Below are 13,144 nucleotides of genomic sequence, written 5' to 3' on the forward strand. Positions count from 1 at the left end.
TTACCAGATCACGACCTGGGCATCGCCCTGGCGGGCCATCGGCTTGCCGGCCTCGCACTTGAACGCGGCGGCGAAGGCCGGCAGGTTCGAGGGCGCGCCGACCGCGCGGAACTGCGCCGGGGCGTGCGGATCGGTGGCCAGGCGGACCTTGGCGTTCTCCGGGGTGTACTTGGTGCGCCACACCGTGGCCCAGTTGGCGAAGAAGCGCTGATCGCGCGGCAGGCCGTCGACCATCGGGTCGGGCTGGCCGGCGGTGGCCTTCTGCAGGGCGTCGTAGGCCGTGGCCAGGCCGCCCAGGTCGGCGATGTTCTCGCCCAGGGTCAGGTGCCCGTCCACGTTCTGCTCGCCGACCTTGTACTGGTTGAACTGGTTGACCAGCTTGTCGGACAGACCCTTGAACGCGTCGAAGTCCTTTTGCGCCCACCAGCCCGGGTCGGGAATGAAGTTGCCGTCGGGCCCGAAGCGGCTGCCCTGGTCGTCGTAGCCGTGGGTCATCTCGTGGCCGATCACCGCGCCGATGCCGCCGTAGTTGAGGGCGTCGTCGGCCTTGGGGTCGAAGAACGGCGGCTGCAGGATCGCCGCCGGGAACACGATCTCGTTCTGCAAGGGGTTGTAGTAGGCGTTGACCGTCTGCGGGGTCATGCCCCATTCGGTCTTGTCCACCGGCTGGCCGATCTTGGACAGGTTCCACTTGTAGTTGAACTCGCCGGCCGCGCGCACGTTGGCCAGGTAGCTGTCGCGCGTGGTCTGCAGGCCCGACCAGTCGCGCCACTTGTCCGGGTAGCCGATCTTCGGGGTGAAGGTCTCCCACTTGGCGATCGCCTTGGCCTTGGTCTCGTCGCTCATCCACGACAGGCCCTGGATGCGCTCCTTCAGCGCCGCCGCCAGGTTCTGCACCAGGGTCTCCATCTTGGCCTTGGATTCGGGCGGGAAGGCCACCTTGACGTACAGCTGGCCGAAGGCCTCGCCGGCGTCGTCCTCGATCGTGCCCAGCACCCGCTTCCAGCGCGGCTGGATCTCCTTCTGGCCGTTGAGGGTCCTGCCGTAGAAGCCGTAGTTCTCCTGGACGAAGGCGTCGGCCAGGTAGGGCGAGGCGGCGTCCACGGCATGGAAGCGCAGGTAGGCCTTCCACACCGCCGGATCGGTGTCGGCCAGGGCCTTGCTCACCTCCTCGTGGAAGGACGGCATCGCCAGCGAGAACTTCTCCGGCGCGGCCACGCCCTGGGACTTGAAGAACTCGCTCCAGCTGAAGTTCGGGGTGAGCGCATCGGCCTCGGCCAGGGTCACCGGGTTGTAGTACAGCGAGACGTCGCGCGAGAGCTCGACGCTGGACCTGGAGGCCTTGGCCAGGCGGGTCTCGAACTTGACCACCTCGGCGGCCTGTTTGGCGGCCTCGTCGGCGGCGACGCCGGACAGCTCCAGCACCTTGGCCACGTGCGCCTGGTAGGCCTGCAGCTTGTCGGCCTTGTCGGCGTCGAAGTAGTAGGTCTTGTCCGGCAGGCCCAGGCCGCCCTGGCTGGCATAGGCGATGTTCACCGCCGAGTTCTTGAAGTCGGCCTCGGCGCCGAAGCCGAACAGCACGTTCTCGCCCTTGGCCGCGGCCTGGCGCAGGTAGGCGGCGATGGCCGCGCCGTCGGCCAGCCCGTCGATCGCCGCCAGGTCGGCCTTGAGCGGCTCGATGCCCTGGGCTTCGACCTTGGCCTCGTCCATGCCGGTGGCCCAGAAGTCGCCGACGATCTTCTCGATCCCGGTCGGGTTCTGCAGGGCGGCGACCTGTTCGACCAGCTGGTGCTGCACCGCCACCGAGCGTTCGGCCAGGATGGTGAAGGCGCCCCAGCTGGTGCGGTCGCCCGGGATCTCGTTGGCGGCCAGCCACTTGCCGTTGACGTAGCCGCCGAAGTCGGTGCACGCGTCCACCGCGGCGTCCAGGTCGGAGACGTGGAAGGCGTTGTAGGCCGGCAGCTTGGCCTCGTCCAGGGTGTAGGCCGGTGCGGCCGGGGCCTCGGCGGTGGCGGCGGCCGGGGTGGCCTCTTCCTTCTTCGAGCAGGCGGCCAGCGCGGCGGCGATGGCCAGCGGCAGCAGCAGGGTACGGGTCTTGCGGATGTTCACGTGTGGGTTCTCCGGCCCGGCGGGCGGGCATGGCAAGCGCCCCGGGGCGGGGCTGTGGCGCCGACTGTACGCCCGCGTCCTGAGCCGGAGGAATGCCGGAGGTCATGGGCGCCCGCGGGCGGGCACAATGGGGCGCAGGGCCGGCCGGCGCGGCGGACACGTGGATCGGCAGGCGAGGACAGGGAGGCGACACATGCGGGTGGAATTCCACGGCGCGGCCGGCGAGGTGACCGGCTCCATGCACCTGGTCGAGGCCGCCGGCCGGCGGATCCTGCTGGACTGCGGGCTGCTGCAGGGCCGGCGCGAACTGGAGGCGCGCAACGCCGACCCGTTCCCGTTCGACCCGGCTGGGCTGGACGCGCTGGTCCTCAGCCATGCCCACATCGACCACATCGGCCGGGTGCCCCTGCTGGTGGCGCGCGGCTTCCGCGGCCCGATCTGGCTGCAGCGCGCCAGCGCCGACCTGTTGCCGATCATGCTGCTCGACGCCGCCTCGCTGGCCGAGTCCGAGGCCGAGCGCGGCAACCGCCGCCACGATCCGGACCTGCCGCCGCTGGCGCCGCTGTTCACCCGCCAGGACGTGGCCGCGGTGCTGCCGCTGCTGCGGCCGCTGGACTACGACGCCCGCACCGCGATCCTGCCCGGGGTCGAGCTGGTGCTGCGCGATGCCGGCCACATCCTCGGCTCGGCCATCGTCGAGCTGTGGGCCGATGGCAGGAAGCTGGTGTTCTCCGGCGACCTGGGGATGAAGGGCACGCCGATCCTGCGCGATCCGGCGGTGATCGAGCAGGCCGACCTGGTGCTGATGGAATCCACCTACGGCGACCGCAACCACCGCGAGCGCACGGCCACGGTGCAGGAGCTGGGGGAAGTGTTCGAGCACGCCTGGCGCGAGCGCGGCAACGTGCTGATCCCGGCCTTCGCCGTGGGCCGCAGCCAAGAGCTGCTGTACTGGTTCGCGCGCTATTGGGACGAGTGGAAGCTGCAGCGCTGGCGGATCTTCCTCGACAGCCCGATGGCGGGGAAGGTGGTGGAGGTCTACGACCGCCACCACGAACTGTTCGACGAACAGGCGCGGCAGGTGTGGGCCGGCATCCCGTCGCCGTTCCGCCTGCCCAACCTGCACATCACCGAGAGCACCGCCGAATCCATGGCGATCAACAGCATCGGCAGCGGCGCGATCGTGATCGCCGGTTCGGGCATGGCCAACGGCGGCCGCATCCAGCACCACCTGCGCCACCGCCTGGGCCGGCGCGAGACCCATGTGGTGTTCGTCGGCTACCAGTCCGAGGGCACCCTGGGCCGGCGCCTGGTCGAGCGCGCGCCGTGGGTGCGGATCCACGGCCGCGACCACCGGGTCAACGCGCAGATCCACACCGTCGGCGGGCTGTCGGCGCATACCGACCAGCAGGGCCTGCTGGCCTGGTACGGCCAGTTCCGGGACGCGCCGCCGCTGGCGCTGGTGCACGGCGAGGACCGCGCCCGCGAGGCCCTGGCCGGCGAGATCGGCGAGCGCTTCGGCACCCAGGCGATCCTGGCGCGGCCGGGTCTGCGCTTGGAGGTGTAGGGGCGGGAACCGGCCCCTACGCCAGCCACTCCGCGCAGCGGCAACCGCCTTGCTCGCACGCATGCACCTGCGCCTGCAGCGGCAGCCCGGCTCCGCGCGCGTCCTCGCACAATTCCTCGAGCAGGCGCGCGGCGGTCTCGATGCCGGTATCGGGCAGCAGGACCGCGAACCGGCCCGGCCCGGTGCGGGCGACCAGGTCGCCGGGACGGCGCGCGCGCTGGCGCAGCAGGGTGGCGACCTGGTGCAGTTCGGCCGGGGCGTGACCTTCGCCGGCATCGGCCAGTTCGATCGTCAGCAGCACGTGCGTCGGTGCGGCGGCGACCGCACGGCGCAGGCGGCCGGGGCCGACCAGTCCCGGCAACCGCCGCCGCGCGCGTAACCGCCGGCGCAGCCGCGCCAGCAGCCACAGCACGAGCATCCCCGCCAGCGCCAGCACGGTGCCGGACGGCGCGAACCACCACTGCCGGAACAGCAAAAGCGCCGACAGTCCCAACGTGGCGAGCACGCCGATGGCGAACGCGGCCGGCATCCGCCCGCCGCGGCCGTGGCCCAGGCCGCCCATTCCGCCGAGGGCCGCGCCGGCCGCTAGGACGAACGCCAGCGCCGCCTGCAAAGGCATGGCCAGCGGACGTGCCGCGGCGCCCTGCAGCCAGGCCGCCAGGGCCAGCGCCTGGTGCTGGACCGGGAACAGCCGGCCGCTGCCCTGCGGTCCGGGGACGGCCCGCACCAGCCCGGGTGCGGCCAGTCCCAGCAGGATCCAGCGCCCGCGCAGTTCGGCATCGGCGATACGTCCGCCGGCGAGGTCGGCGAAGGAGCGGTAGCCGGGGCTCGCGGCACCCGCCAGCGCGGGGATCCGCCACGGTTCCTCCGCCGGCAAAGGAGGCGATCCGCCCACGCCATGCAGCGCCGCAGCCAGCGACGGCCAGTGCAGGCCATCGGCACTGGTCGACAGCGGGCGATGGAGGCGGATGCGGCCGTCGCGGTCCGGTTCGAGCAGGACGTGGCCCAGGTGGGTGGCCTCGGCGAACTCGGGCGCGGGCAGGCGCGCCCGCAGGCCGCCATGGCCGTCATCCTCCAGCGCCATGCCGAGCACGGTGCGGCTGCCGGGCAGCCGCCGCGCCAGGCGCGCATCGGCCTCCGGCGCGGCCGCGTCGGCATGTTCCAGCGGCAGGTCCAGGGCGACCGCGCGCGCGCCGGCTGCCTGCAGCCGCGCCAGCGCCGTGGCGATGCGGTCGCGCGGCCACGGCCAGGGGCCGAGTTGCCGCAGGCTGGCGTCGTCGATGCCCACCACCAGCACCGGCGCGCGCGCGGGCGGATCGTGGCGCGCAGCGATCCATGCGAGCCAGGCGTCGTCGAGCGCCGCGGGCAGGTGCGAGGCGGTCAGCATGGCCGCGCCCAGGCCGACGCCCAGGGCCAGCAGGGCGCGCATGCGGAGCCGGCCCGGCGGGCGCGAAGCGGCGTTCATCCGCACGCACGCCGGCTGCGCACGTGTCCTCGCGCGCCGGCGCCCGCTGCCCGTTCTCCCTCGGCCATGCGCATCGTTCCCCATCCGCCGGCCCCCTGCGCGCGCAGTATAGGCACAGTGGTATATGTGTGCCGATGCGAAGCGAACCCGGCGATTCCCGCGATGTGATCCTGCTCGGCGGCGGCCACAACGGCCTGGTCTGCGCCGCCTACCTGGCCCGCGCCGGCCTGAAGGTGACCGTGCTCGAGCGCCGCGGCGTGGTCGGCGGCGCGGCGGTGACCGAGGAATTCCATCCCGGCTTCCGCAACTCCGTCGCCTCCTACACCGTCTCCCTGCTGCAGCCGAAGGTGATCGCCGACCTGGACCTGCACGGTCACGGCCTGCGCATCGTCCAGCGCCGGCGCAACAACTTCCTGCCCCTGCCGGACGGCCGGTACCTGCTCACCGGCGGCGGCCGCACCGCCGACGAGGTCGCCAAGTTCTCGCGCCGCGACGCCGAAGCCTTGCCGGCCTACGAGGCCCGGCTGGAGGCGATCGCCGACGTGCTGCGCGCGCTGGCATTGCAGCCGCCACCGAACGTGACCGACGGCGGCTGGTGGGCGGCCCTGCCGGAACTTTGGCGCGGCGCGCGCCTGGGCCGGCGCCTGCATGCGCTGGACGAGACCCTGCGCCAGGAACTGCTGGACCTGTTCGCGGTTTCCGCGGCCGAATACCTGGAGCGCTGGTTCGAGAGCGATCCGATCAAGGCCCTGTTCGGCTTCGACGGCATCGTCGGCAACTACGCCAGCCCGTACGCGCCGGGCAGCGCCTACGTGCTCCTGCACCACGTGTTCGGCGAGGTGGACGGGACCAAGGGCGCCTGGGGCCACGCCATCGGCGGCATGGGCGCCATCACCCAGGCGATGGCCGCCTCGGCGCGCGCGGCGGGGGCGGAGATCCGCACCGGTGCCGGCGTGCGCGAAGTGCTGGTCGAGCGCGGCCGCGCCACCGGCGTGGTCACCGAGGCTGGCGAGACCCTGCGCGCCCGCGCGGTGGTGGCCAACGTCAATCCCAAGCTGCTGTACCAGCGCCTGCTGCCGGCCGCGGCGGTCCCGGCGCCCACCCGCGAGCGCATGGCGAACTGGCGCTGCGGCTCGGGCACCTTCCGCATGAACGTGGCCCTGTCGCGACTGCCGGATTTCCAGGCCCTGCCCGGGCCGGGCGACCACCTCACCGCCGGGATCATCCTGGCGCCGTCGCTGGACTACATGGACCGGGCCTGGCGCGATGCGCGCGAGCATGGCTGGTCGCGCGAGCCGGTGGTGGAGATGCTGGTGCCTTCGACCCTGGACGATTCGCTGGCGCCGCCGGGCATGCACGTGGCCAGCCTGTTCTGCCAGCACGTGGCGCCGCAGCTGGCGGACGGCCGCAGCTGGGACGACCACCGCGAGGAGGTCGCCGACCTGATGGTCGCCACCGTGGACCGCTACGCCCCCGGCTTCGCGGCCTCGGTGCTGGGCCGGCAGGTGCTGTCGCCGCTGGACCTCGAACGCTCCTTCGGCCTGGTCGGCGGCGACATCTTCCACGGCGCCCTGAGCCTGAACCAGCTGTTCTCGGCGCGGCCGATGCTGGGCCAGGCGGATTACCGCGGCGCGATCCCTGGCCTGTACCTGTGCGGCTCGGGCACCCACCCGGGCGGCGGCGTCACCGGCGCGCCCGGGCACAACGCGGCGCAGGTGGTGATCGGCGACCTGCGCTGAGCTGCGGTGCAGCGGGTGCTATTCGGCGTGGAGCGGACGCTTCGCGCCGGCCAGGTACCAGCCATGGCTGGCGTTGACGACCGCCACCACCGAGAGCATCACCGGCACCTCGACGAGCACGCCCACCACTGTCGCCAGCGCCGCGCCGGATTGGATGCCGAACAGGCCCACCGCGGTGGCCACGGCCAGTTCGAAGAAGTTGCTGGCGCCGATCAGGGCCGAAGGACCGGCCACCTCGTGCGCTACACCGAGCCGGCGGTTGAGCAGGTAGGCCAGCCCGGCGTTGAAGTAGACCTGGACCAGGATCGGTACTGCGAGGACGGCGATGACCAGCGGTTGATCGATGATCTGCCGGCCCTGGAGTCCGAACAGCAGGACCAGCATGGCCAGCAGCGCCGCCAGGGACAGCGGCGACAACCGGTCCAACGCGGCCTGCAGCCGTTGCGTGCCCCCGCGCGCCAGCAACCTGCGACGCAGCGCCGCGGCCAGGACCACCGGGGCGAGGATGTACAGCGCCACCGACAGGGACAGGGTGTCCCAGGGCACCGCGATCGAGGCCAGGCCCAGCAGCATCGCCACGAGTGGGGCGAAGGCCGCCACCATGATCGCGTCGTTGAGCGCGACCTGGCTCAGGGTGAAATTGGCGTCGCCCCGGCACAGCCGGCTCCAGACGAACACCATGGCGGTGCAGGGCGCGGCGGCCAGCAGGATCAGTCCGGCCATGTAGGAGTCGATCCGGTCCCCGGGCAGCCAGCCGGCGAAGACGTGCCGGAGGAAGATCCAGCCGAGCAGCGCCATGGAAAACGGCTTGACCGCCCAGTTCACGAACACGGTCACGCCGATCCCGCGCCAGTGCCGTCCTACCTGGCGCATCGCGCCGAAGTCGACCTTCAGCAGCATCGGCACGACCATCAGCCAGATCAGCGCCGCTACCGGCAGGTTGATCCGCGCCGCCTCCAGGGCCCCCAGGCGCGCGAAGATCGCCGGGAACAGGTGCCCGAGCGCCGTACCGGCCAGGATGCACAGGGCGACCCACAGGGTCAGGTGGCGTTCGAAACGGCCCATGCGCGGAGCGGAGTCAGTCATGCTCGGTCGCGCCGTTGCCACCCGCGTCTTCCGGTTCGACCAGGCCGATCCGGTCGAGCGCCCCCTTCAATGCGGCGCGGTCGGCCCACGCGTCCGCGGGCAACGCCAGGAGTGCCAGCAGGCGCGCCTTGACCACCCGGTGCGCCTGGCGGAACGCTTCGCGCCGGTCCTCGTCGCTGCCTTCGACGGCCGCCGGGTCCGGCAATCCCCAGTGGACGCGCAGGAAGTCCCCGAACACCACCGGGCACGATTCCGACGCGGCGGCATCGCAGACGGTGACCACCAGATCCATCGGCGCCGCATCGGCGGTGGCGAACTCGTCCCAGGACTTGCTGCGCAGCCCGGTGGTGGGAATGCCTTCGGCCGCGAGCCGTTCCAGGGCGAAGGGGTTGACCCGCCCGGCCGGCTGGCTGCCTGCGCTGAATGCCTCGAAGCGATGGCCGGCCCAGGCCCGCAGCGTGGCTTCGGCGAGGACGCTGCGCGCCGAGTTGCCCGTGCACAGGAACAGGACGCGATAGGGGCGCTGGCTCATGGCAGTCCTCAGCAGCAACCGTGCTTCGGAGGGCAGCAGCCCGCGTTGGAGGCAGCCGCGCCGTCGGGACCGGACGCGCAGGTCGCACCGGCGCCGTGGTAGGTCGTGGCCCGCCCCAGGGTGTGGAACGTCTCCCAGCGTGTGCCCTGCGGGTCCTCGGTCCAGTACTTGTCCGAGCGTGCATAGCAGCAGACCGCGTCTGCTTCCGGGACCACCGTGCCGCCGGCCGCATCGAGGCGTGCGCCCAGGCCGTCCAGCGCCTCGGCACTGTCGGCCTGGATGCCGAGGTGGTCGATGCCCGCGGCGCGTCCGGTGCGGGAGATGGCGAAGTTCACCCGCGGGTCGTCCAGCATCCATTTGGCGTAGTCCGGTTCGCGCACGGTCGGCGGTGCGGCGAACAGCGAGCTGTAGAAGCGGAGGCTGGCCTCGAGGTCGGTGACGTTGAGATGTACGTGGAAGCGGTTCATCGGGATGGCTCCTGGGAAGCGCAGGGCTGGGTGGGGCTGCAGGAGGTGGTGCCGCCGCAGCAGTTCTCGGTCAGGTAGTCGATCAGCGCGTTCATCTGCGGATAGTTGGCCCGTACCCGGATCACCCGTCCTTCGCGCCGGTCGTGGACCAGGGCTGCGGCGCGGAGGATGTTCAGGTGGGCGCTCAGGGTGGCCGGCGGAATGTCCAGCTGTTCGCGGAGTTCGCCTACCGGCAGGCCGTCGTGTCCGGCCTGGACCAAGGCGCGAAAGGCCGCCAGGCGGGTCTCGTGACCCATGGCGGAAAGGGCGGCGAGGGCGGCTATTGATTCCATATTTCCAGAATAATGGAAATAACGTATTGGTCAAGACCAGGAGCACGATCGGGCAGGGGGCAATGCGGCTGCCATGCCCGGGCGGCAGGCCTGTCCGGAGAACGGCTAGTCGCTGTTCGGCCTGGCCCAGGCGCAACGGGAACTGGGCCGGGCCGACGCCGCGGCCGAGACCTCGCGCCGGCACGCGCAGGCCTGGCAGTGGGCCGACGCACCGCTGGTCGCGGCGCGCCACTGAGCGCCGCCTACTGCAGCAGCGTGGCCTTCTTGCGGTTGTCGCCGGAGTCGCGGTCGATCAGCTTGTTGTACGGATCGATGCCGGCCTCGTACGGCAGCTCGTCCACCACCAGCTCCAGGGTGGTGTCGGCCGCGGTGATGCGGTGCTTGCGCAGGTACAGCGCCTTCTCGTCGGCCTCCTTGCCGCCCGGCGGCCGCGCGAACACGCCGATGTCCACCATCACGTCCACCGGCTCCTGCGTCTCCTTGCCCTTGCCGTCGGTGGACACCTTCTCGGCGTGCACCTGCAGGGTGACCGCGTACTTGCCGTCGTCGCGCCTGCGCACGTCGGCGCGGGTCGCCCGGTGGTTCCAGAACACGATCCGCTCGAACAGGTCGCGGATGAACGGATGGTGCTCCGGCGCGGTGCGCGCGTACAGCAGGTCGAGGAAGTCGCGGGTGGTCGGGTAGGGCGGGCCCTTGAAACCCCACTGCTGCACGAACTCGGCCAGCACCGCGTTGAGCCGCGCCTCGCCGATGGCGTCGCGCAGGGCGTAGAACACCACCGAGCCCTTGTTGTAGTGGATGTACTGCTGGTTCTCGTTGAGCGCCAGCGGCTGCTCCTCCACCCGCTCGCCGGCGCGGCTCATCAGGTAGCGGTCCAGCTCGTACTTCAGGAAGCGCCGCATCTGCCGCGGCCCGTACTCCTGCTCCATCACCATCAGCGCCGAGTACTGCGCCAGCGATTCGGACAGCATGGTCGCGCCCTGGACGTTGGCGCCGATCACCTGGTGCGCCCACCACTGGTGCGCGGCCTCGTGCGCGGTGACGTAGAACACGTAGTCGATGTCCTCCGGGTCGCGCAGGTCGGCGATGAAGCCGATCGACTCCGAGTAGGGGATGGTGCCGGCGAAGGCCTGGGCGAACGACTGGTAGCCCGGGAACTCCAGGATCCGGAACTGGCGGAACTGGTAGGGCGAGAAGTTGCGGCTGTAGTAGTCCAGCGACTTCTTGCTCGAGTCGATCATCCGCGGCACGTTCCAGGCGTGGGCGGGGTGGTGGTAGACCTCGATGGCCACGTCGTTCCAGCGGTCGCGCGCGACCTTCCAGTCGGCCGACAGCCAGGAGAAGAACGGCAAAAGCCTGGCCTCGGACTTGTAGTGGTAGTAGCGGCGCCCGTCCTGCTCCCACTCGCTTTGCAGGTAGCCCGGCGCCAGCGCGATCTGGCCGGCGCTGGTGGACACGGTGGTCTCGAAGTCGACCCAGTCGCCGGTGGTGGTCAGGTAGTTGTCGCCGCGTGCGGCCGCGTCGCCGATCGGGTTCATCCGCGGCAGCTGCGGCAGCCCGTGCTTGCGCCGGTCGTTGCGGTCCTGGAGCTGGCCGCGCTCGTCGTAGCCCAGCTGCGGCAGGGCGGCGTAGTTGTTGAAGAAGGTGCCGTTGTAGACCACCGCGGTGCCGCCGCCGTTCATCGGGAAGCCGTGCGGCGCGCTGGCAAGCTCGTACTCGAAGTCCAGCGACGCCCCAGGCGCCAGCGGCGTGGCCAGGCGGTAGATGGTGTAGCCGTGGACCGTGTCGGCCTTGACCACGGTGTGCGGCCCGAATTCCAGCCGGCGCACCTCGATGTCCGGGTCCAGGCGCACGTGCAGGTCGGCGATCGGGGCGGCGGTGCGGTTCTCCAGGCGGTAGCGGCCGCGGATCTCGACCCGGCGCTGCTCCGGGAAGATGTCCACGTCGGCGCGGATCGCGGCGATCCGCGGCTGCGGCAGGTCCTTGTACCGGCGGTAGTCCTTCTCGTACTGCGCGGCCCGCTCCTGGGCCAGGTCGCCGGGCACGTACTCGTTGAGCACGTTGGTGTTGTAGAAGATCCAGCCGCCGATCCCGGCGAAGACCAGCAGGGCCGCCGCCAGGGTCGCCAGCACCGGGCCGCGCAGGCGGGTGCGGGCCTGGCGCAGGCGGTCGCGCACGGCCAGCGAGGTGCCGCGCGGCCAGAACAGCAGGGCCACCGCCAGCAGGGCCACGGCGAACGCGGTCCAGTAGCCGCGCAGCCACAGGTGCGGGCCGATGAAGTGGCCGTAGTGGTTCATGTCCGAATACGGGTCGGGGGTGGCCGCGCCGTAGCGGTACAGGATATGGTCCAGGTCGAGCATGCCCATGGCCGCGCGCGCGACCAGGTACACGATCATCAGCAGGTAGCCGATGAACTTGTTGCCGCTGACCGCCTGCAGGAACACCGCCATCGCCGCCATCAGCACGAACGGGATCGCCGCCAGCACCAGGCCTTTCAGGTACAGCAGCGGCTCCAGCGCGGTGTGGCCGTGGGCCAGCTGCCAGCCGGTGGTGAACAGCGCGCCGGCCAGCAGCATCGCCAGGATCAGGCCGGTCAGCGCGGTCATCTTCGAGGCCAGCGGGATCCAGTCGGGCAGGGCGTAGGCGTCGGTGGCCTCGGCCACCCGCAGGCTGCGCTCGCGCCAGGCCAGCTCGCCGGCGTAGAAGGTGGTGACGATGACCAGGAACAGGCTCATCCCGCCCTCAAGGGTGGAGAGCATGCGCCGGGTGACCGGGTACAGCTCGGTGCCGTACATGCTCGAGCCGGTCTTGAGCACGGTGAACACCATCAGCAGGCCCAGCACCAGCATCACCAGGAACGGCGCCCCGGCCAGCGCCCCGCGCAGGTCGAAGGCCGCCAGCTGCCGGTACTGGGCCCAGCGTGCGGCCGGGCCCTCGCGCAGCTGCACCTGGGGCAAGGCGAGCGGGGCGGCGGCCGCGGCCACCACCGGCAAAGGCGCGGCGCCGGCCGGTGCGGCCTCGGCCTTGCGCCGGCGCAGGACCAGGCCCTCGCGGTCGGCGCGGAACAGGCCGAACGCCGCGAACAGCATCGCCGCCGCCGCACCCAGCCACAGCAGCCGGTTGCCCAGCAGCAGCCCGGTCAGGGCCGGAAGCTGGCTGTTGTACTGGGCGCTGGACCAGTAGCGGATGTGCTCGCCCACCGCGGTCGCGCCGGATGGGTCGAGCAGGGCGCCGATCCAGCGCGAGTCCAGGTCGGAGGTCAGGTAGCCGGACACCGTCCACAGCACGAAGAAGCCGATCACCCCGATGTAGCTGTAGAGCATCGAGCGGGTCAGCACCGCCAGCAGGAACAGCAGGGCCGACAGGAACAGCAGGTTGGGGATGACCAGCACGCCGAACGCCCAGGCGTAGGCGGTCCATGGGGTCGGCCCCAGCCGCGCCTGGTCCAGCCACGGCATCAGGCTGCCCAGCCACAGGCCCAGGGCCACGGCCAGCATGATCGCCAGGCTGGCGGTGAAGCCGCCGCCGAAGCGCCCGAGCAGGTAGTCGCGCCGGCGCACCGGGGTGGCGAAGAACAGCTCGGCGGTGCGCTGCTCGAAATCGCGCAGGGCAATGCCGGCCACGAAGATCGTGCCCAGCAGCACGCTCAGCACGCTGAAGGCCGCCAGCAGGGTGATCACCACCGCCGGGGCGTTGCGCAGAACGTTGCCTACGCCGCCGCCGAAGCTGATGTCGTCGGAGGCCATCGCGCCGAAGCCGAGCAGACCGAACGCGGCCAGCACGATCCAGAACACGCCGTTGCGCAGCAGCAGCCGGCGCTCGAAGGAGAGGATGTGGCGCAGCATGG

General features: G+C 71.5%; 9 protein-coding genes. 2 read left to right on the top strand and 7 right to left on the bottom strand.

What is annotated here, in order from left to right; genetic code table 11:
- Window positions 1-2,103 (bottom strand): M13 family metallopeptidase, encoded by a 2,103-nt coding sequence (locus tag CSC62_RS07255; RefSeq protein WP_162405616.1) that lies wholly within the window; start codon window positions 2,101-2,103, stop codon window positions 1-3.
- 199 nt (window positions 2,104-2,302) lie between these two features.
- Here CSC62_RS07255 and CSC62_RS07260 point away from each other — a divergent pair, with 199 nt between their 5' ends.
- Window positions 2,303-3,676 carry an MBL fold metallo-hydrolase RNA specificity domain-containing protein gene (locus CSC62_RS07260; RefSeq protein ID WP_162405512.1) on the top strand — a complete coding sequence of 458 codons (1,374 nt, stop codon included), beginning with the start codon at window positions 2,303-2,305 and terminating at the stop codon, window positions 3,674-3,676.
- Window positions 3,677-3,692: 16 nt separating this feature from the next.
- Here CSC62_RS07260 and CSC62_RS07265 read toward each other — a convergent pair whose 3' ends face one another.
- Window positions 3,693-5,105: a CHASE2 domain-containing protein gene (locus tag CSC62_RS07265; protein ID WP_162405513.1), complete on the bottom strand. Its 1,413-nt coding sequence runs from the start codon at window positions 5,103-5,105 to the stop codon at window positions 3,693-3,695.
- 170 nt (window positions 5,106-5,275) lie between these two features.
- Between CSC62_RS07265 and CSC62_RS07270 the strand changes: the two genes are divergently transcribed.
- Window positions 5,276-6,880: a phytoene desaturase family protein gene (locus tag CSC62_RS07270; RefSeq protein WP_162405514.1), complete on the top strand. Its 1,605-nt coding sequence runs from the start codon at window positions 5,276-5,278 to the stop codon at window positions 6,878-6,880.
- Between the two features lie 18 nt (window positions 6,881-6,898).
- Here the strand turns inward: CSC62_RS07270 and arsB are convergent, their stop codons facing one another.
- From arsB to CSC62_RS07295, 5 genes are all read right to left on the bottom strand, one after another.
- Window positions 6,899-7,945 carry an ACR3 family arsenite efflux transporter gene (gene arsB / locus CSC62_RS07275; RefSeq protein WP_162405617.1) on the bottom strand — a complete coding sequence of 349 codons (1,047 nt, stop codon included), beginning with the start codon at window positions 7,943-7,945 and terminating at the stop codon, window positions 6,899-6,901.
- Window positions 7,946-7,958: 13 nt separating this feature from the next.
- Window positions 7,959-8,498, bottom strand: a complete 540-nt coding sequence (locus CSC62_RS07280; protein ID WP_162405515.1) for an arsenate reductase ArsC — start codon at window positions 8,496-8,498, stop codon at window positions 7,959-7,961.
- An 8-nt stretch (window positions 8,499-8,506) separates the two neighbouring features.
- Window positions 8,507-8,965: an ArsI/CadI family heavy metal resistance metalloenzyme gene (locus tag CSC62_RS07285; RefSeq protein WP_162405516.1), complete on the bottom strand. Its 459-nt coding sequence runs from the start codon at window positions 8,963-8,965 to the stop codon at window positions 8,507-8,509.
- Window positions 8,962-9,297 carry an ArsR/SmtB family transcription factor gene (locus CSC62_RS07290; protein ID WP_162405517.1) on the bottom strand — a complete coding sequence of 112 codons (336 nt, stop codon included), beginning with the start codon at window positions 9,295-9,297 and terminating at the stop codon, window positions 8,962-8,964. The genes CSC62_RS07285 and CSC62_RS07290 overlap by 4 nt, the downstream gene beginning before the upstream one ends.
- Window positions 9,298-9,539: 242 nt before the next feature.
- Window positions 9,540-13,142 carry an ABC transporter permease/M1 family aminopeptidase gene (locus CSC62_RS07295; protein ID WP_162405518.1) on the bottom strand — a complete coding sequence of 1,201 codons (3,603 nt, stop codon included), beginning with the start codon at window positions 13,140-13,142 and terminating at the stop codon, window positions 9,540-9,542.
- Between the last annotated feature and the right edge of the window lie 2 nt (window positions 13,143-13,144).

Source organism: Pseudoxanthomonas jiangsuensis (assembly GCF_010093185.1).
GTDB lineage: Bacteria > Pseudomonadota > Gammaproteobacteria > Xanthomonadales > Xanthomonadaceae > Pseudoxanthomonas > Pseudoxanthomonas jiangsuensis.

Bases quoted from the DNA above. Each gene is read 5' to 3' on its own strand.
- CSC62_RS07260 (WP_162405512.1), top strand. From the start codon at position 2,303: ATGCGGGTGGAATTCCACGGCGCGGCCGGCGAGGTGACCGGCTCCATG.
- CSC62_RS07265 (WP_162405513.1), bottom strand. From the start codon at position 5,105: ATGCGCGCCCTGCTGGCCCTGGGCGTCGGCCTGGGCGCGGCCATGCTG.
- CSC62_RS07270 (WP_162405514.1), top strand. From the start codon at position 5,276: ATGCGAAGCGAACCCGGCGATTCCCGCGATGTGATCCTGCTCGGCGGC.
- arsB (WP_162405617.1), bottom strand. From the start codon at position 7,945: ATGGGCCGTTTCGAACGCCACCTGACCCTGTGGGTCGCCCTGTGCATC.
- CSC62_RS07280 (WP_162405515.1), bottom strand. From the start codon at position 8,498: ATGAGCCAGCGCCCCTATCGCGTCCTGTTCCTGTGCACGGGCAACTCG.
- CSC62_RS07285 (WP_162405516.1), bottom strand. From the start codon at position 8,965: ATGAACCGCTTCCACGTACATCTCAACGTCACCGACCTCGAGGCCAGC.
- CSC62_RS07290 (WP_162405517.1), bottom strand. From the start codon at position 9,297: ATGGAATCAATAGCCGCCCTCGCCGCCCTTTCCGCCATGGGTCACGAG.
- CSC62_RS07295 (WP_162405518.1), bottom strand. From the start codon at position 13,142: ATGCTGCGCCACATCCTCTCCTTCGAGCGCCGGCTGCTGCTGCGCAAC.